Source organism: Streptomyces tanashiensis (assembly GCF_014648895.1).
GTDB classification, from domain to species: Bacteria; Actinomycetota; Actinomycetes; order Streptomycetales; family Streptomycetaceae; genus Streptomyces; species Streptomyces tanashiensis.
The window spans coordinates 72,308-92,087 of sequence record NZ_BMRZ01000016.1; the positions used below are offsets into that span (position 1 = coordinate 72,308).

The following is a 19,780-nucleotide window of genomic DNA, read 5'->3' on the forward strand; positions in this document are numbered from 1 at the left end:
CAATTTCAAGCGTCATGAGCGGTGTCCGCTCTCCTTCACGCGGATCACTTGACGGAGTCGGTGATAGACGGTGGCGTCGATGTCGCCGGCGACGGCGCACGGGACGGCGGCGGCCGAGAGGGCCACCGCCTCGCGCAGGATGTCGGGCCACCGTGCGTGGGCCGCCAGGCCCGAGGCGATGGCGGCGACGCAGGCGTCGCCGGCGCCGGTCGGGTTGCCCGTGAGCCGTTCGGCAGGCGCCGCGCGCCATGTGCCCGTCGGCGTGACGGCGAGCACACCGTCCGGACCCGCCGACACCACGACCGCCCGGGCCCCGCGGGCGCGGAGCTCCGCGGCGGCGGCCGCGGGGTCGGCGGCCCCGGTCACCTCCCTGAGCTCCTCCGCATTGGGCTTGATCACGTCGGGACCGGCTTCCAGAGCGGCCGACAGGGCGAGTCCCGATGTATCGAGCACCGTCGTCACCCCCTCCGCGGCCGCACCGCGGATGAGTTGGGCATAGGCGTCTCCGGGCAGACCGGGAGGCGTGCTGCCGCTCAGGACCACCACGCTCGCACCCGGGATCAGCGAGGCGTAGTGCCGAGAGAAGGCCGTCCACTCCGCCGACGACACCGTCGGGCCCAGCCCGTTGAAAACGGTGGCGTCGCCGTCGTCACCCGAGACCACGGCCAGGGTGCGCCGGGAGTCGCCCTCCACGGCTGTGAACGCGTCGTGAATGCCCGCGGAGCGCAGCCCGTCGCGTATGGCGCGCCCGGTGGGACCGCCCGCCAGCCCGGTGGCGACGGGAGCGTGCCCGAGGAACGCGAGCACTCGGGCTACGTTGATCCCCTTGCCGCCCGCCTGCTCGTATGCCGTGTCGACACGGTGGGAGGACCGGGGTCGCAGCGAGGGGACGTTCCAGGTGACGTCGAGAGCGGCGTTGAGGGTGACGGTGATGATCACGAACCGGAGGCTCCTGTCAGGGGGGTGGGGATGGGGTGACCTGCCGCCTGCCATGCCATCAGGCCGGCGCCCAGACACCCCGCGCGGTCACCGAGCTCGGCCCGGACGAGCAGCGGGACGCGTGGGAAGGTGAGTCGCGCGGTCAGGCCGTCCCGTACGGGATCGAGCAGCAGCCGGTCCGCCTCGGCCAGGCCTCCGCCCAGGACGATCAGTTCCGGGGCGACCAGCGTCGTCACGGCGGCGAGTGCTTCCGCCAGGGCTTCTGTGGCACTGGCCCAGACGGCCCGGGCCGTCCGGTCGCCCGCCTCGACCAGCGCGGCGACATCGGCCGCGCCCGCGACCGGACGTCCGGTGCGGGCGCCGTAGACCGCTGCGATGGAGCTCGCGGAGGCCACGGTCTCCAGGCATCCGGTCCCGCCGCAGGCGCACACGGTGCCGGCGCGCACCACCATATGGCCGAGTTCGCCGGCGAACCCGCCGGAGCGCAGGGGCCGGCCGTCACAGACGAGGGCCGCGGCGATGCCAGTTCCGACTGCCACGAAGAGCACGTTCTGCGCACCGCGTGCCGCGCCCAGGACGCACTCGGCGACGCCGCCCGCGCGGACGTCGTGGCCCAGTGTCACGCGCAGGCCGGTACGGGCAGCGAGAACGGCGGCGAGTGGGAGATCGCGCCAGCCGATGTTGGCGGACCAGACGGCCTTCTGCAGGTCCTCGTCCACGATGCCCGGGACCACGACACCGGCGTCGCGGACCGTTACTCCGCGCGCTGCGGCCCTGTCCGTCAGAGCGAGCAGTGCGCCGGCGATGGCGTCGACCACAGCCTCCGGTCCGTCGGCGCGCGGCGTCGGCACGTGCAGGGACGCGACGGGCTTCACGGAGCGGTCCACGACCGCGCCCTTCATGCCGGTCCCCCCTACGTCGAGAGCGATCACGCCCTCCGGGGCGCGACCTCGGTCGGATCTGCCCGCTTCCGCTCCGACCGCCGAGGTCGAGGGGGGCGAGGCGTAGCTGTACATCACTTCCGAACCATTCTGTGTGAGAGATCATGCTCGTACACCAGAAAAATCGCGCGTATTCGTGCATTGCGAGTGTTCGAAGTATGTGCTGTATGGCCCTTGAGGTCCAGAGAGGAGTGCCTCACACTCGTCCGAGGTGCAGAAAGTGCTGGTCCCCGCTGTGCGCGGATCCTGGCGGTACTACGATCAACTTCGCGCATGCTTCTCCTGTCGGCTGTGAGTCCCCGCACCTGCCGCGAGACCCCGGGTGTGCGCTCGGAAGTCCCAGCGCCACGGAAGGGTGAGACGGATGTCCAAGCAGGATCGGTGGAGCAAGTTGCTCGAATTGCTGGCCGTCGAAGGCAAGCTGGACGTGGAGGAGGCGGCCGCTTCGGTGAAGGTGTCGGCAGCCACCATCCGCAGGGACTTCGACGAACTCGCCGAGCAACGGCTGCTGGTCCGTACCCGGGGCGGGGCGATCGCGCACGGCGTCTCGTACGAGCTTCCCCTGCGGTACAAGTCCTCCCGCCGGGCTTCCGAGAAGCAGCGGATCGCCGGAGCCGTGGCCGAGATGCTGGGAGCCGGAGAAGTCATCGGCCTCAATGGCGGCACGACCACGACCGAAGTGGCGCGCGCGCTCGTACTCCGGGTCGGCGCGGGCCCGGCTGAAGCGGGTGACAGCCTCTCGGGCCCCTCGTACACCGTGGTCACCAATGCCTTGAACATCGCCGGTGAGCTGGCGGTCCGGCCGCAGTTCAAGATCGTGGTGACCGGTGGTGTGGCGCGACCGCAGACCTATGAGCTGGTGGGCCCGCTGACGGCCGGGGTGCTGAACGAGGTGGTGCTCGACGTGGCGGTGCTCGGCGTCGACGGGATCGACCCGCAGCTGGGGGTCATGACGCATCACGAGGACGAGGCCGGAATGAGCCGGCTGTTCGCCGAACGCGCCCGCAAGGTCATCCTGGCGACAGACTCTTCCAAGATGGGCAAGCGTGCCTTTGCGCGGATCTGCGGCCTCGACCGGATCGACGTGGTCGTCACCGATTCCGGCATCGCCCCGGACATGGCGGCCCGGCTCACGGAGGCGGGCATTGAGGTCGTCGCCGTCTGAGCGCTGGTAGGCGCCGAGCCTCCGTGCACCCGTACGAACCCATGCGGCGCAGCCGGTCCACGCCGGGAGGCGGGACGGCTGTGCGTGGCGGTCCCGCATCGCCGGTCTCCGGTGCCGCCGTCCTCTTCCTTCGCCTGCTCTGCCCCGCCCGGCTGACGTAGTCGCCGTCGCCCTCGGCCGTCACACCGCCGCAGACCGCCGGTCTCGTTGGCCTGCCCACCCGAGGTGCAGGTCGGCGACCGTGAAGACGTCCAGGCTGCCGGCACGTACCTATCGATACGGCGGCAGTGTAGGTACCTGCCCTCATTGCCCCCGGGCGCACCCTGTCCTTGGCTGGGAGGAAGCAGTACGCAGCGCACTGAAACCCATTGCCAGTAGGCGGACTTGGCATCGTTCGCGTAACGGCTCTTGGTGGAGATACCGGCGTTCGTGTTTACTGCGGCAGAAGCAGATGCTCGTTAGTGAGCGAAAACCAGTGACATCATCCAGGTTTGCGCATGTCTCGCGTCTGCTGTTGGTTCAACTCCCCGGTTGCGTCGTCCCGACAGCCGGCAGACACAGAGGCGGTACTGATCATGAAGAAGCGGCTGCTCGTTGCGACCTGCACGCTTGGTGTGCTCACGCTCACGGCGTGCGGCTCCGGCAATGGCGGGGGTGGTTCTGCGGACGGTGACGTGACGCTGAAGCTCGTCGCCGCCGACTACGGCGACAAGGCGTCGAACAGCTCGACGGCCTATTGGGAGGACGTGGCGGAGCGCTTCACCGCCGCCAACCCCAAGATCAAGATCGATGTCCAGGTGATCAACTGGAACGACATCGATGCCCAGGTCAAGACGATGATCCAGAGCGGCAACGTGCCGGACATCCTGCAGACGGGCGGCTACGCCGACAAGGTCGCGGACGATCTGCTGTACAAGGCGGACGAGGTCCTGTCCGAGCAGACCCGGGCCAACGTCATCGACAGCTTCGCCAAGGCGGGCGACGTCGACGGCACGCAGTACGGCATCCCGTTCGTCTCCTCCGCTCGCGCGTTCTTCTACAACAAGGCCGTGTTCGCCAAGGCCGGCATCAAGGAGGCGCCCAAGAGCTGGGACGACCTCAAGGCGGCGGCGGAGAAGATCAAGGCCAAGGTGCCTGGCGTCACGCCGTACGCACTGCCCCTCGGCCCCGAGGAGGCCCAGGGAGAGTCGCTGATCTGGGAACTCGGCAACGGCGGGGGCTACACGGACGCGGCGGGCAAGTACACGCTCGACAGCAAGGCGAACACGGAGGCCTTCTCCTGGCTGAAGTCGAACCTCGTCGAGAACGGCCTGACCTACGCCAACCCCGCCACCACCGACCGCAAGACGGCGTTCGCCGACTTCGCGGCCGGCAAGACCGCGATGCTCAACGGCCATCCTTCCCTGATCCAGATGTCCAAGGACGGCAAGGTCGACTACGGCGTCGCGCCCATCCCCGGCAGGGCGGGGGCACTGAAGTCCACCCTCGGCGTCGCCGACTGGATGATGGCCTTCAAGGACGGCGGGCACAAGGAAGAGGTGCGCAAGTTCCTCGACTTCGCGTACTCGAAGGAGAACACGCTGAAGTTCGACGAGACGTACAACCTGATGCCGGTCACCAAGGACACGCTCAAGGAGATGACCACCAACGGCAAGCACAAGGACCTGGAACCCTTCTTCGCCCTGCTGCCGAACGCGGTCTTCTACCCGCTGGGCGACACCACCTGGGACTCCGTATCCGCCGAGATCAAGAAGAGCGGCGGCACGGCCGTGAACGACCCGGCCAAGGTGCTGGGCGAACTGCAGAAGAAGGCCGAGACGGCTGTCGCCGACAAGTAGCCCGGCGAACCCCACGTCAGGGAAGGCACCTCCGTGTCCAGCAATTCATCCACTGCCTCCCGCCCCGCCCGCAAGGGCCGGGGTGGCCTGGCCCGCCTCGGGCCGCTGCCCTGGGTCGGTCCGGCCGTCCTGCTCATCGTCGTCGTCGTGCTCTGGCCCGTCTATGAAATGGTCCGTACGTCGTTCCTGAAGATCAGCAGCAGCGGGTTCGTCCGCGGCTCGGCCGGATTCGACAAGTACAAGCAGCTGTTCGACGAGCCGTCCCTGCCCTCGATCGTCGTGGCCACCGTCGTGTGGACGCTGGTCGTGGTCACCGCCACCATGGGGATCTCGCTGGCACTGGCCCAGTTGTTCAACCAGAAGTTCCCCGGCCGCCGCGTCACCCGCTGGGCCCTGATCGCGCCTTGGGCCGCCTCCTTGGTGATGACCGCCATCGGCTTCAAATGGATGCTCAACCAGACCGCCGGCGTCCTCAACACCGCGATGACGGACCTCGGGCTCATCGACCGTCCCGAGGACTGGCTGGGCAACCCGTCCACGGCCTGGCCCTGGATGATGTTCGTCGCCGTCTTCGTCTCGCTGCCGTTCACCACCTACACCCTGCTCGCCGGACTCCAGACCATTCCGACCGAGGTGTACGAGGCCGCGAAGGTCGACGGCACCAACGCCAGGCAGACCTACCTGCGGATCACGCTGCCGTTGTTGAGGCCCGCTCTGCTCGTCGGCATGGTCATCAACCTGATCAACGTCTTCAACTCGTTCCCCATCATCTGGAGCATGACCCGCGGCGGCCCGGACAGCGAAACCGCAACGACCACGGTGTTCATGTACCAGCTGAAGAACTCCGACATCGGCCAGTCCGCGGCGATGTCCGTCGTGAACTTCGTGCTCGTGGTGGGCATGGTCGTCCTCTTCCTGAAGGCCAGCCGCTGGAACCAGGAGGAGACCTGATGGCCCAGAACACTCTGACCCCCACACGTTCCGGGGCCCCCGCCCCCGCCCCCGCCAAGACCCGGAAGTCCGCTCCCCGCACCGCGCGGACCCTGGGGCCGCGCACCCTGCTGATCACGGCAGTCGCCTGGCTTCTGGCCGCCGTGTTCCTGCTGCCGTACGCCGAGATGGTGATCACCGCGCTGCGGCCGGCGCACGAACTGCGCGACGCCACCTACCTCCCGGGCGCCTTCGAATGGTCGAACTTCGTCGACGTGTGGCGCGAGTCCCATCTGGTTGACAATCTCCGCGTCACGCTGCTCGTCGCCGGGGGATCCACGCTGCTCGTACTGCTGGTCGCCATTCCCGCCGCGTACTACACCGCGCGCATGAAGTTCCGCGGCCGCAAGCTGTTCCTGCTCCTGGTGCTCGTCACCCAGATGTTCCAGCCGACGTCGCTGCTGGTCGGGCTCTACCGCGAGTTCTACCAACTGGACATGCTCAACTCCGTGTGGACCCTGATCCTGTGCAACGCCGCCTTCAACCTGGCCTTCGCGATCTGGATCCTCACGGCCTATTTCTCCTCCATCCCCGAGGCACTCGAAGAGTCGGCCATGATCGACGGCCTCGGCCGGGCCGGCGCGCTGCTGCGGATCACCCTGCCGCTCGCGATGCCGGGCGTCGTCACCGCGATGATCTTCACCTTCATCGCGGCGTGGAACGAGTTCGTGATGGGTCTGACGCTCTCCACCATCCCGGAGAACCAGCCCCTCACGGTCGGCATCAACAGCTTCATCGGCAACTACACCGTCCAGTGGAACTACCTGTTCGCCGGCTCCGTCATCGCCATCGTTCCTGTCGTCATCCTGTTCGCGCTCATCGAGCGCAAGGTCGTCTCCGGACTGACCGCCGGATCCGTCAAGTAGTAGCCCAGTGAGCCGCTCGCGGCCCGCTCGCTCGTCCTTCTCTGGTCAGCGAGTCGGGCCGCTCTGACGTTGGCCATCCCGCGCGGAGGAGCCTGACGTCCCACTGCTGGTCGAGGAATGCGTCGAGGCGCGGCGCCGCCGTGAACCTGGAGACACCGGTGAACTGCGCCAACTCGGTGCGGGTGCGGGCTGGTTGGTCGACCGTGTGCCGCCTCCGGGGCAGCTGCTCCCTAGCCATCTGACTAATCGCGGAATCGGCTGCACTTATGGTTGACGGTCATCATAAGTCGTTCATATGATCCGTCCCATGCTCGACATAAGACGACAGTCAGCGGAAGTAAGAGCTGGACTCGTCGGAACTGGTTTCATAGGGCAGGTCCACGCCCGAGCCGTCCGGCAAGCCGGTGCCAGGCTGGTGGGTGTCGCGGGCGCGAACCTGGACAGTGCTCTGGAAGGCGCCCGCATCCTGGGCGCGGAGAACGCATTCGAATCGGCCGATGAGCTGATCGAGTCGGGTCTCATCGACGTTCTGCACGTCTGCACCCCCAACCACCTGCACGCGCCCATCGCGCTCAAGGCGCTGGACGCCGGACTGGCCGTGGTCTGCGAGAAGCCGCTGGCCACCGACGCGTCCACCGCCGCGATGATGGCCGGCCGTGCCCGGGAGGCAGGTGTGGTCGCCGCGGTCCCCTTCGCCTACCGCTTCCACGCGATGGTCCGTGAGGCCAGGGCGCGGCTCGACGACCTCGGCCGGATCAGTCTGATCCAGGGCAGTTACCTGCAGGACTGGCTGCTGAGGTCGACCGATGACAATTGGCGGGTGGACCCCAAGCAGGGTGGACCCGGCCGCACGATCGGCGACATCGGCTCGCACTGGTTCGACCTGGTGGAGTTCGTGACCGGCGACCGGATCGCCAAGGTCTGCGCGCAGGCCTCCGTGGTCGTCGCCGACCGGTTGAGCGGACCGGCCCTCACCGAGGACCTCGCCACGGTCCACTTCGCCACCGCGACCGGCGCACTCGGTTCGGTCTCCCTCAGCCAGGTCGCCCCCGGCCGCAAGAACCGGTTGTTCCTGGAGGTCTCCGCGGCCTCCGGCAGCCTCGCCTTCGACCAGGAGGACCCCGAGCGTCTCTGGCTCGGCGGACGCAGCGGCTCCAGCACGCTGGTGCGCGACCCGATGACGCTCTCCAGGGCCGCCAAGCCCTACTCGCCGCTCCCGGCCGGCCACGCGCAGGGCTTCCACGACTGCTTCGACGCGTTCGTCGCCGACGCCTACGCCGCGATCCAGGGTGAGGACCGTGACGGCCTGCCCACGTTCGAGGACGGTGCGCGTGCCGCTCACATCACCGACCAGATCCTTCGGTCCGTCAGGGAGGGTGGGTGGGTCGCATGCTGAGGATGACGGGCATAGGCAAGAGCTTCCCCGGTGCGCGGGTGCTGAGCGACGTCGATCTCGACGTCGCCGCGGGGGAGGTGCACGCCCTCATCGGCGAGAACGGCGCCGGGAAGTCCACCCTGATGAAGATCCTCGCCGGAGTGCACCGGCCCGACGAGGGCACCATCGAACTCCAGGGCAAGGCAGTGGAGTTCGGGCACCCGATCGACGCCCGGCGAGCCGGTGTATCGATCATCTACCAGGAGTTGACGCTTCTCCCCGAGCGGACCGTCGCCGAGAACGTCTTCCTCGGCCGGGAACCCGCGCGCCGCGGCCTGGTCGACCGGGAGGCCATGGAGAAGGCCACAGCCCTGCTGATGGACGAACTCGGCGAGTTCTCCTTCGGCCCACGCGACCTGGTGGCCCGGCTGTCGGTCGCCCAGCAGCAGGTCGTCGAGATCGTCAAGGCGCTCTCGGTGGACGCCCGGATCGTCGTCATGGACGAGCCCACCGCGGCCCTCGCCGAGCACGAGGTCGAGCTGCTCTACCGGCTGGTGCGGCAGCTGAGCGAGCGCGGCATCGCCGTCCTCTACATCTCGCACCGGCTCCGCGAGATATTCGAACTCGCTGACCGCGTCACCGTGTTGAAGGACGGCGCCAAGGTCGCCACCGTGCCGATCGACCAGCTCACCACCGCCGACCTGGTCCGCATGATGGTCGGCCGTGATGTGACGGACTACTACCCGGCGCGCGCGACCCGCGAGGCCGGGGACGTACTGCTCAAGGTGAGCGGTGGTGGCAACGACCGGCTCGACGGCATCGACCTGGAACTGCGCGCCGGGGAGATCGTCGGGGTCGCCGGGCTCCAGGGCGCGGGCCGCACCGAACTGGCCAAGGCGCTCTTCGGCGCCGAGCCCTTCAGCCGGGGCGAGATGACCCCCAAGCGCCCGAGATCCGTGCAGGAGGGCATCGCCGCCGGCTTCGGCCTGGTCACGGAGGACCGTAAGTCCGAAGGACTGGCGCTGCACCAGTCGGTCCGCGACAACGCGCTGCTGGTGGCCCGGACCCGCGGGCAACGCTCCGGAGCGAAGGTGCTGGACCTCCTGAAGCGCGTCCGTCTCGCCCCGCCGAGCCCGGAGAAGGAGGTGCGTCTCCTCTCGGGCGGCAACCAGCAGAAGGTCGTGCTGGCCAAGTGGCTGACAGTGGCTCCGAAGGTGCTGCTGTTCGACGAACCCACCCGCGGTGTCGACGTCGGTGCGAAGGCCTCCATCCACGAGCTCGTCCGGGAGCTCGCCGAGGACGGCATGGCCGTCCTGATGATCTCCTCGGAGCTCCCCGAACTCATCGGCATGAGTGATCGCATCGTCGTCCTGCGCGACGGCCGGATAGCCGGCCACCTGCCCGCAAACCCCTCGGAGGAAGCCGTGATGCACCTGGCGGCCGGATCATGACCCAGCACATCGCAACGCTGTGGGCGAAGAGACCCACCCCGCGAGGCCTGGCCGTCGACAGCCCCGCCCGCCCCGTCTTCCTGGCCCTCGGCCTGATGCTGGTGGTCGGCTGGCTGCTCTTCACCATCGACGGCGGCCAGTTCTTCAGCCAGGCGAACATCGTCGGCATCCAGCAGCGGTCGGCAGCCCTCGGCATCGTCGCCGTCGGGCAGACCCTGGCCATCCTGGCCGGCTCGCTCGATCTGTCGGTCGCCTTCCTGATCAGCCTGAGTTCGCTCATCGCGGCCGAGACCATGGCCGAGTACGGAGTCCTCGCAGGGATCGGTGCCACCCTCGTCGTCAGCGCCGTGGTCGGCCTGGTGAACGGATTGGTCATCACCAGGCTGAAGGTGCACGCCTTCATCGCCACCTTGGGCGTCGCACTGATCATCAAGGGCGTCCTGGAGAGCCGGTACGACGGGCCCGCCGGCCACGTCCCGGAGTCGTTCCAGAGGATCGGGTTCGACCGGATCGGCCCAGTGCCCGTCTCCGCCCTGCTCTGGCTCGCGATCGCGGTGGCGGCCTGGTTCCTGCTGAGCCGCACCACGCTCGGCTACCGGATCTTCGCCGTCGGCGGTGACCCCGAAGTCGCACGGCTGTCGGGGGTCCGGACCGACCGGGTCATCGTCACCACGCACGTCCTGTGCTCCCTCGCAGCCGGCGCGGCGGGACTGCTGCTGGCCGCCCGGCTCGGTGCCGGAGCCCCCACGGTGGGCACCGACGGCGGCTACGACCTGGAGTCCGTCGCCGCCGTCGTGCTCGGCGGAACCGCACTGGCGGGCGGCCGAGGCGGCGTCGCGGGCACGGTCGGGGGAGTCCTGCTGCTTGCGGTCCTCGACAGCAGCTTCAATCAGCTCGAGATCAACTCCTTTGCCAAGGACGTGGTACGCGGCGTCGTCCTCGTCGCGGCCCTGGCGGTCTACGCCCGCAGGAGGTACGCCCGATGAGACGCAACCTGCCCATCTTCGGCGTGTTGACCGTCCTGCTCGTCGCGATCGCCATCGCCAACCCGTACTTCCTCGAACCGCAGGGATTCCTGGCCTTCGTCAAGCGGGCCGCACCCCTGGCGATCCTGGCCGCCGGCCAGTACTTCGTCATCGTGTCAGGTGAGTTCGACCTCTCCGTCGGCTCGCTGGTCACCGCCGAGGTGGTGATCGCCGCACGGCTGGTCGATGGCGACCCGGGCGCGACCTGGCCGGTGATCGCTCTGCTTCTCGCCTTCGGCGCGCTGGTCGGAGCGGTCAACGGACTGGTGACCACGCTGCTGCGGGTGCCGTCGTTCATCGTGACCCTCGGCATGCTGCTGATCCTGTCCGGCGCCGTCTCGCTGTGGACGGACGGTTCCCCGCGCGGTGCGCTCAGCGAGCAGTTCCGTCAGTTCGGGCGGGGCACCATCGGGCCGGTGCCGTGGTCGGCGCTCATCCTCGGCGCAGTGGTGGCCTACGTGGTCTGGCTGATGAGGGCCGACTTCGGCCGAACCCTGGTCGCCACCGGTGACAACCAGACTGCGGCAGCCCTGTCCGGCGTACGCGTCCACCGGGTCAAGACCATCGCCTTCGTCCTGTCCGGACTGTCCGCCGCGGTCTGCGCCATTCTGCTCGGAGGCTTCGCCGGGGTGTCGGCCCAGGTCGGCCAGGGCCTGGAGTTCCAGGTCATCACCGCCGTCGTGCTCGGCGGCGTGGTGCTCGGAGGCGGCCGCGGCTCGGTCGCCGCCGCCATCGCCGGAGCCTTCACCCTGCAAGCCCTCTTCACCCTGCTCAACCTGCACGGAATCTCCGGCGCACTGGAGTTCACCGTGCAGGGGCTCATTCTGATCGTTGCCGTCGCCCTCGGAACCCTCCAGCCCTCATGGCGCCCACGGCGCCGCAAGCCCCCCGCTCTCACCTCGTAAGGAACCACCATCGTGCCGCTCGACCGCAGATACGTTCTCGCCGCCGCCGCGCTCGCCACGCTGCTCCCGCTCAGCGCCTGCACCACCGACAAGCCCGACAGCGCCTCCTCGCCGAGGTCCTCCGCCGGGACGAAGAAGAACACCGGCGACCAGTCGAAGTTCTTCGTCCAGGCCGACTACGACGCCCAGCTCGCGATGCGCTCCAAGACGGCGACCGGTCCCGCGGAGAAGCCGTGGGAGCAGGCCATCGACCCGCAGATGGTCGACACCGCGCGATACAAGAAGGCCGGCCCGTACCACCTGTGCTTCTCCAATGCGGCGACCAACAACCCCTGGCGACAGGTCGGCTGGAAGACCATGCAGGCCGAGGTCGCCACCCATCCGGAGATCAAGGAGTTCACCGTCCTGGACGCCGAGGGCAAGGACGACAAGCAGATCTCCGACATCGCCGAGCTTCAGGCCAAGGGCTGCGACGCGCTCATCGTCTCGCCCAACACGACCACCACTCTCACCCCCGCCGTCAAGGCCGCGTGCGGGAAGGTCCCGGTCATCGTGTTCGACCGTGGCGTCCAGGCAGACTGTCCGGTCACCTTCATCAAGCCGATCGGCGGCTACGCCTTCGGCGCTGAGGGCGCCGAGTTCCTCAAGCAGAAGGTCAAGCCCAAGGGCAAGATCCTCGCGCTGCGCATCCTGCCCGGCGTGGACGTCCTGGAGACCCGCTGGTCGGCCGCCAAGATCGCGTTCGACAACAGCGAACTCGACGTCGTGGGAGTCGAGTTCACCGAGGGAGACGCGGCCAAGACCAAGAGCATCGTCACCAACTACATCCAGCGTCACGGCAAGATCGACGGCGTCTGGATGGACGCCGGGGCCACCGCCGTCGCCGCCGCCGAGGCCTTCGAGGACGCCGGCCAGCCCGTCCCGCCGATCAACGGCGAGGACCAGCAGGACTTCCTGCAGAAGTGGAAGGACGCGAAGCTGACCGCGATCGCGCCGACCTACCCGACCTACCAGTGGCGCACCCCGATCATCGCCGCTCTGAAGGTCCTGGGCGGCGAGAGCGTGCCCAAGGTCTGGAACCTGCCCCAGCCCACCATCACCCAGGACAACCTGGACAGCTACCTGAAGCCGGGCATGCCGCCGCTCCACTACGCGCTCTGCGGCTGTGAGGACATGGCCGGCTACCCGCAGAACTGGGGAGGCAAGAAGTAGATGCTCCCGATCGGCGTGAACACCTGGGTCTGGACCTCGCCCCTCACGGATGCTTCACTCGCTCGACTCGCGCCACACGTGGCGCGGATGGGGTTCGACGTGATCGAACTCCCGGTGGAGCAGCCGGGCCAGTGGGACCCGCACGCGGCCGCCGAACTGTTGCGGGGACTCGGCCTGGCCGCCTCCGTCGTGCTCGTCATGCCACACGGCCGGGAACTGGTCGCCGCCTCGCCCGAGACCATCCGCGACACCCAGGAGTACCTGCGGCACTGCGTCGACGTGGCGGCCGTCGTCGGCGCCCCGGCGATCAGCGGGCCCGCGTACACCTCGGTGGGCCGCACCTGGCAGCTGGACCCCGGCGAACGCAAGTCCGCATACCAGGAGTTGAGGGAGAACCTCAAGCCGGTCCTGGACCATGCCGCACGGCGCGGGGTGAGGATCGGCGTCGAGCCGCTCAACCGCTATGAGACCAGCCTGATCAACACCGTTGAACAGGCGTTGGATGCACTACCCGTCGAGTGCGGCCTCGCTCTCGACACATACCACCTCAACATTGAAGAAAGGAGCCCCGACCGGGCCGTTCGCGCCGCAGGGGAGCGGATCGTCCACCTCCAGGTCTGCGGCACCGACCGCGGTACCCCCGGAGGCGACCACTTCGACTGGCCTGGTTTCACCGCGGCAGTCCACGACATCGGCTACGCCGGCCCGCTGGTCATCGAGTCATTCACCCCCGACAACACGACGATCGCCACCGCGGCGTCCATCTGGCGCCCGCTGGCTTCGAGTCCGGACGCGCTCGCCGCGGACGGCCTCGCCTTCCTGAAATCGCTCTGAGCACTGATCCACCCCCGTTACCCCCTCCATCGGGAGATTTCTGGTGCAACGAACCCGACTGAAGCGCGCCCTGACCGCGCTCAGTGCCCCCCTCCTCGCCCTGGCCGTGGTCCAGGCGCCGCCCGCACAGGCCGCCACGCCGGACTTCAAGGTCCTGGTGTTCACCGAGACCGCCGCTGGTGCCTACCGGCACGGCTCCATCGACGCCGCCGTCGAGATGTTCAAGCAGCTCGGCACCGACAACAACTTCCAGGTCGACCAGAGCGCGGATTCGGCGATCTTCGCCTCGTCGAACCTGAACAGCTATCAAGCAATCGTCATGCTCCAGACCTCCGGGATGGTCTGGGACACCGACGCCCAACGCCAGGGCATGCAGAACTTCGTGCGCAGCGGCCGCGGCGTCGTGGCGGTCCACAACGCGGTCGACATGAACATCGAGTCCCAGTTCCCCTGGTGGGACCAGACCGTCATGGGCGGCGCCCACATGACGCAGCACTCGGCGATCCTCCCCGGCACCGCCAAGGTCGCCGACCAGGCGCACCCCTCGACCAAGGGGCTGCCGAGCCGCTGGCCACGCACCGAGGAGTGGTACAACTTCGACAAGAACGCACGCGGCGACGTGCACGTGCTGGTCACCGCGGACGAGACCACCTACGACGCCGGCCCCAACAAGATGGGCGCGGACCATCCCATCTCCTGGTGTCGCAGTGCCGAGGGGGGCAAGGTCTGGGCCACCGCCATGGGCCACCAGGCCTCCGCGTACTCCGAGCCGCTGTTCAAGCAGCACCTCCTGGGCGGCCTGAAGTGGGCGGCGGGCAACGCACCCGGTGACTGCGGTGGCGGCGTCACCCAGCGCTACCAGAAGGTGACCCTGGACGGAGCGCCCGACCAGCCCATGCAGCTGGACGTGGCCCCCGACGGCAAGGTCTTCTACATGTCCCGTTCCGGGAAGGTCAACGTCATCCACACCCACGGCGGTGCATCGGAGACGCACCTCGCGGGCAAGCTGAACGTCTACGACGGTGGCGAGGACGGCGGCATCGGTCTGGTGCTCGACCCCGCCTTCGCCACGAACCGCTGGATATACGTCGACTACTCACCCGCCGGCACTGCCGAGATCAACCGCGTCTCCCGCTTCACGGTCAAGGCGGACGACACCCTCGACATGGCGAGCGAGAAGAAGATCATCGAGGTCCCGGCCTATCGCGGTGCCGACGAACCCGGTCACACGGGCGGCAACCTCGCCTTCGGGCCCGGCGGAAACCTCTACATCGGTGTCGGCGACGACACCAACCCGTTCGCCTCCGACGGCTTCACCCCGATCGACGAGCGGCCGGGCCGGGAGAGGTTCGACGCCCAGCGCTCCTCGGCCAACACCAACGACCTGCGTGGCAAGATTCTGCGCATCAAGCCCCAAGCGGACGGCACTTACACGATTCCCGCGGGCAACATGTTCGCCCCGGGCACCGCGAAGACCAAGCCCGAGATCTACGCCATGGGCTTCCGCAACAGCTTCCGCTTCTCGGTCGACAAGAACACCGGGTGGATCGCGGCCGGCGACTACGGGCCCGACTCGCACGCGGCCAACGCCAACCGCGGCCCCGAAGGCACGGTCGAGTGGAACCTGATCAAGGAACCGGGCTTCTACGGCTGGCCGTACTGCACCGGTAACAACACACCGTACAACGACTACGACTTCGCCAACCCGACCCCAGTCCTGCCGAAGTTCGACTGCGCCGCACCGGTGAACAACTCGCCCAACAACACCGGGCTGACCACCCTGCCGGCGGCCAAGCCCGCGACGGTCTGGTACAACTACCACGCCTCCGCAGAGTTCCCCGAGATCGACCTCGCCGGCGGCGCCGCCCCGATGGCCGGTCCGTTCTACCACTACGACGCGGCGAGCACCTCCGAGCGGAAGTTCCCGGCGTACTTCGACAAGACGCCGTTCTTCTACGACTGGACCCGCGACTTCGTCAAGGAGATGCGGCTGGACTCCGCCGGCAGCCTCCTGAAGATCAACCCCTTCGCCGCACAGCTCAACGCGCACGCCCTGATCGACATGAAGTTCGGCCCGGACGGCGCGATGTACGTCGCCGAGTGGGGCGAGGGCTACGGCCACGCGAACACGGACGACGGCATCTACCGGATCGACTACGTGGCCGGCAACCGGGCGCCGCTAGCCAAGGCGGTCGGCAGTCCCGACTCCGGCCAGGCCCCGCTGAACACCACCTTCTCCGCCGAAGGGTCCAGCGACCCCGACGGTGACGCCATCACCTACAAGTGGGACTTCGGTGACGGCACCACCGGCGTCGGCGTCAAGCCGTCCCACAGCTACACGGCCAACGGTACCTACACCGCCCGCCTGACGGTCACCGACCCGGGTGGCAAGACGGGCACCGCCAACGTGACCGTCACCGTCGGCAACGCCCGCCCGAAGGTCACGCTGAACACCCCGGTGAACGGCGGCTTCCTCTCCTTGGGTGACACCATCAGCTACACGGTGAACGTGGTGGATCCCGAGGACGGCACCATCGACTGTTCGAAGGTCAAGGTGACCGCCGCCCTCGGCCACGACAGCCACAGCCACGACACCGGCCAGTACACCGGCTGTTCGGGGACGATCCAGACCAGCGCGTCCGGACATGACGCGGACGCCAACACCTACTTCGTGCTCTCGGCCGACTACACCGACCGGGGCGGGTTGACCGGCACCACCAGTGCCACCCTGCAGCCCAAGAAGAAGCAGGCCGAGTACTTCACCGGCCAGTCCGGCATCCGAGTCGTCGAGGCCGCTGCTGCCGAAGGCGGGAAGCGCATCGGCTCCATAGCCACCAACGACTGGATCTCCTTCGCACCGATGAACATGTCCGGGCTGGACTCGGTGTCCTTCCGGACCTCGGCCCCGACAGGCGGCAGCGGCACGGTCGAACTGCGCGCCGACTCCCCGACCGGCACGCTCATCGCCTCCAGCCCCATCACCAGTACCGGCAGTTGGGACACTTACGCGTCTCAGCCGGCCGTCAAGGTATCGGACCCGGGAGGCACCCACACTGTGTACGCGGTGTTCAAGCCGGGCTCGGTCTCCTTCGACCTCGATTCGGTGACCTTCAACGGCCGTGGCGTCGCCACCGGTTCGGGGACGGGCCCGCAGGCCGGTCAGACGTACAACCTGACCAACAAGGCGACCAACTTGTCGGCGGACGTGCGAGCCGCGTCCTCTGCCGACGGCGCGGCGGTGATCCAGTACACGCCGGGCACCGGTGCCAACCAGAAGTGGCGGCTGACGGACGCCGGCAACGGCACCTTCACGCTGGTCGCGGCACACAGCAACAAGTGCCTGGACCTGCCGGGCGGGAAGATCACCACGGACGGTGCCCTGATCCAGCAGTGGGCCTGCAACACCGGTTCGAACCAGAAGTGGCGGCCCGAGCTCGTCAGCGGGACCACCGATGTCTACCGGCTGGTGTCGGTCGCCAGCGGCAAGTGCCTGGACGTCCCGGGCGCCACGACGGCCAATGACGTCCAGCTGATCCAGTGGACGTGCCACGGCGGTACCAACCAGCAGTGGAAGCTCAACAAGGTGAGCTGACACCTCAACCCCCGGCGCCCGTCCGACCTGACAGCGGGCGGGCGCCGGCCTTCCGCGGGCAGCATCGCGGCCGGCTCGGGCGGCATGGTGCTCCGCTCGTTCGCCGACGGTCCGTCCCGCCCGCGGGGCACGGAAATATGCTTCCCGAAGGTGGTGTCATCGGCAGGGCTCGGAAAGCGAGGCGCCGAGCGTGTTCTGCCTATGTTGTGCGCTCCACGTTGCTGTGTGTCCTGGATCGGCCTACCGTTCTGGACATGGCCACTCCTGTGCGGACTCGCTCGGGTGGTAGCGGCATGCCGGTGGAGTTGACGACCTTCGTGGGACGTCGGGAGGACATCACGGCGGTCAAGGCCGCGCTGTCAGAGTTCCGAGCGGTGACCCTGACGGGTGTAGGCGGCGTGGGCAAGACGCGGCTGGCGATGCGGGTGGCTGACGAGCTGCGGAGGGCGTTCGCGGACGGTGTGTGGTTCGTCGACCTGTCCGCGGCGACGACTCGTGCGGCATTGGAAGCGTCCCTGATCGAGGGCCTGCAGATCCACGACGGGTCGGGACGCGAGGCCGTGGACGTCATCCTGGACTTCCTTGGCGAGCGGCAGGTACTGCTCCTCCTTGACAACTGCGAGCAGATCGTCGCAGAGGCCGCGTTCTTGATCAACGGGGTCATTCGCCGGGCGCCGCGGGTACGGATCCTGGCGACGAGCCGCGAACGCCTGTGGATCACCGGTGAGTGTGTGTGGCGGGTTCCTCCACTGCCCGTACCGGACCCGGATCTCGGCGGGGGAGGCGCGCAGAGTTCGCCGGCGCCGACACAGTACCCGGCGCTGGTGCTGTTCGCGGAGCGGGCCGCGGCGGCCAGTGGAACCCTGGTGAACAAGGAGGACTGGGACGACGTGGCTCGGCTGTGCCGCAGGATGGACGGCTTGCCGCTGGCCATCGAGCTGGCCGCCGTCCAGACCAGGGTGTTCTCCCCCGGACAGCTCGTCCGGCGTTACGACGAGTGGCTGGCGTCGATGATGGGCACACTCGACCGCACGGTGCCCGACCGGCACCGCACCCTGGAGGCGGCGATCGACTGGAGTCACGAGCTGTGCACGCCGTTCGAGAGGCTGCTGTGGTCCCGGGCCTCGGTGTTCGCCGGCAGGTTCGGCCCGGACGCGGCCGAAGGCGTCTGCTCGGACGAGGACCTGCCACAGGAGGAGGTCCTGGACACCCTCGCCGGACTGATGGACAAATCGATCCTGGTCCCCGAGGAACACCTCGGCGAGCTGCAGTACCGGCTGCTCCAGACACTCGCCGACTACGGGCGCACCCGGCTGCGCGCAGCCGGCGAGGAGGAGACGCTCGCCAGACGCCACCGCGACTGGTACCTGCAGCGGACCGAGGAGATGGCTACGCGGTGGTGGGGTCCCGACCAGCTGGAATGGTCGCGGTGGTTGCGCCGTGAGTACGGCAATCTGCGGTCCGCCGTGGAGTACTGCTTGACGACGCCGGGGGAAGGGCAGGCCGGGCTGAGGCTCACGGCCGCACTGCTGCCGCGCTGGCATGCGGGCGCCGAGACAAGTGAGGGGCGGCTGTGGCTCGAGAGGGCCCTGGCCGCCGACACGGAACCCACCTTGGCCCGCGCGATGGCCCTCCGGAGTCTGGCCTCGATCTGCGCCAGTCGGGCGGACCATGCCCCTGCCGAGGCGGCCTTGAGGGAATGCCACAGCGTGGCGCGTCACCTGAACGACCCGCTCATGGTCGCCCGAGCGCACAGTACCGAGGCGGAGCTGGAGGCGAACCGGGCCGACTACGCCGCGGTACTCGCCCGCGCGAACCAGGCCCTGGCCTGCCCTGAGTACGCCAGGGGGCCGGAGCGGGCACAGGTGTTGCCCACCGTGATCATCGCGCACGCACTGCTCGGCCACTACGGCGAGGCGGTCAGCGCCCACGAGGACGCGGTGCGGTGCAGCGTGGAGTTCGGTGGGCGTGCGGACCTCGTGTGGGCACTGGCCGGCCGTGCCATCGCGGAGTACGGCGTCGGCGACCACCAAGCGGTGATCCGGTACGCGAGGGAGTGCATCCGGATTGCACGTGACTATGACAATGTGATCGCTGTGGCCACTGCCTATTTGCTCCTGGTTCGTTCCTGGGTGGCCGAGGGCGATTTCGAACGCGCCGCCGAACTCCTCGGAGCACGTCGGCGGGTCTGCGAAGAGCTCGGCGTACCCGCCCTCAACGAGGAGCAGTCCCTCTTGAACGATGCTCTCGCCACGCAGCTCAAGGCGAAACTCGGTGGGAGGACCTTCGAGGCGGCCGTGGCACGCGGCTATGCCTTCGATTTCGACGCGGCGATCGACCATGCCCTGGGCATCGAAGGTGACGAGCCTGAGCGTTCTGCCGATGCGGGGACCACGGACGCGGAGCCCGGTCCGCTGACCGCACGGGAACAGCAGGTCGCGGGGCTGGTGGCGAGGGGACTGTCCAACCGGAAGATCGCCGAGGAGCTGGTGATCTCCCCACGGACCGTCGAAGGGCACGTGGATCACATCCTCACCAAGCTCGGCTTCACCTCCCGGGCCCACATCGCCGCCTGGGCCGCGCGCCACGGCGCCTGACAAGGAGCAGGCGGAGTGGCGGTTGCCCTTCCGAGCGAGCGGGTGCAAGC

14 protein-coding genes are annotated in these 19,780 nt (G+C 68.4%); 12 read left to right on the forward strand and 2 right to left on the reverse strand.

The genetic code is table 11. From position 1 onward, the window contains the following. Positions 1-12: 12 nt before the first annotated feature. Together IE237_RS32410 and IE237_RS32415 are read right to left on the reverse strand one after the other, a co-directional pair. Positions 13-939, reverse strand: a complete 927-nt coding sequence (locus IE237_RS32410; RefSeq protein WP_189805726.1) for a 1-phosphofructokinase family hexose kinase — start codon at positions 937-939, stop codon at positions 13-15. Continuing rightward, on the reverse strand, positions 936-1,841 hold the full coding sequence (locus tag IE237_RS32415) for an ROK family protein (protein WP_229843041.1): 906 nt from the start codon (positions 1,839-1,841) through the stop codon (positions 936-938). The genes IE237_RS32410 and IE237_RS32415 overlap by 4 nt, the downstream gene beginning before the upstream one ends. Before the next feature lie 403 nt (positions 1,842-2,244). Between IE237_RS32415 and IE237_RS32420 the strand changes: the two genes are divergently transcribed. From IE237_RS32420 to IE237_RS32475, 12 genes are all read left to right on the forward strand, one after another. Next, complete coding sequence (locus tag IE237_RS32420) at positions 2,245-3,045, forward strand: DeoR/GlpR family DNA-binding transcription regulator (RefSeq protein WP_189805727.1); 801 nt, start codon at positions 2,245-2,247, stop codon at positions 3,043-3,045. Positions 3,046-3,719: 674 nt separating this feature from the next. Beyond that, positions 3,720-4,883 (forward strand): extracellular solute-binding protein, encoded by a 1,164-nt coding sequence (locus tag IE237_RS32425; RefSeq protein ID WP_440862299.1) that lies wholly within the window; start codon positions 3,720-3,722, stop codon positions 4,881-4,883. Between the two features lie 33 nt (positions 4,884-4,916). Then, a complete protein-coding gene (locus tag IE237_RS32430; RefSeq protein ID WP_189805729.1) occupies positions 4,917-5,834 on the forward strand; it encodes a carbohydrate ABC transporter permease in 918 nt (305 codons plus the stop codon). Further along, the gene (locus IE237_RS32435) at positions 5,834-6,739 is read left to right on the forward strand and encodes a carbohydrate ABC transporter permease (protein WP_189805730.1); all 906 of its coding nucleotides are present in this window, start codon (positions 5,834-5,836) and stop codon (positions 6,737-6,739) included. The genes IE237_RS32430 and IE237_RS32435 overlap by 1 nt, the downstream gene beginning before the upstream one ends. A 307-nt stretch (positions 6,740-7,046) precedes the next feature. After that, positions 7,047-8,135, forward strand: coding sequence for a Gfo/Idh/MocA family protein (locus IE237_RS32440; RefSeq protein WP_189805731.1), 1,089 nt, complete (start codon positions 7,047-7,049; stop codon positions 8,133-8,135). Continuing rightward, positions 8,129-9,565: a sugar ABC transporter ATP-binding protein gene (locus tag IE237_RS32445; protein ID WP_189805732.1), complete on the forward strand. Its 1,437-nt coding sequence runs from the start codon at positions 8,129-8,131 to the stop codon at positions 9,563-9,565. The genes IE237_RS32440 and IE237_RS32445 overlap by 7 nt, the downstream gene beginning before the upstream one ends. Further along, the gene (locus IE237_RS32450) at positions 9,562-10,551 is read left to right on the forward strand and encodes an ABC transporter permease (protein ID WP_189805733.1); all 990 of its coding nucleotides are present in this window, start codon (positions 9,562-9,564) and stop codon (positions 10,549-10,551) included. The genes IE237_RS32445 and IE237_RS32450 overlap by 4 nt, the downstream gene beginning before the upstream one ends. Then, the gene (locus IE237_RS32455) at positions 10,548-11,495 is read left to right on the forward strand and encodes an ABC transporter permease (RefSeq protein ID WP_189805734.1); all 948 of its coding nucleotides are present in this window, start codon (positions 10,548-10,550) and stop codon (positions 11,493-11,495) included. The genes IE237_RS32450 and IE237_RS32455 overlap by 4 nt, the downstream gene beginning before the upstream one ends. A 12-nt stretch (positions 11,496-11,507) precedes the next feature. After that, on the forward strand, positions 11,508-12,707 hold the full coding sequence (locus IE237_RS32460) for a substrate-binding domain-containing protein (RefSeq protein ID WP_189805735.1): 1,200 nt from the start codon (positions 11,508-11,510) through the stop codon (positions 12,705-12,707). After that, positions 12,708-13,541, forward strand: coding sequence for a sugar phosphate isomerase/epimerase family protein (locus tag IE237_RS32465; RefSeq protein ID WP_189805736.1), 834 nt, complete (start codon positions 12,708-12,710; stop codon positions 13,539-13,541). Positions 13,542-13,584: 43 nt separating this feature from the next. After that, complete coding sequence (locus tag IE237_RS32470) at positions 13,585-17,133, forward strand: ThuA domain-containing protein (RefSeq protein WP_189805737.1); 3,549 nt, start codon at positions 13,585-13,587, stop codon at positions 17,131-17,133. 254 nt (positions 17,134-17,387) lie between these two features. Continuing rightward, positions 17,388-19,730 carry an ATP-binding protein gene (locus tag IE237_RS32475; protein ID WP_189805738.1) on the forward strand — a complete coding sequence of 781 codons (2,343 nt, stop codon included), beginning with the start codon at positions 17,388-17,390 and terminating at the stop codon, positions 19,728-19,730. The last annotated feature ends 50 nt before the right edge of the window (positions 19,731-19,780 follow it).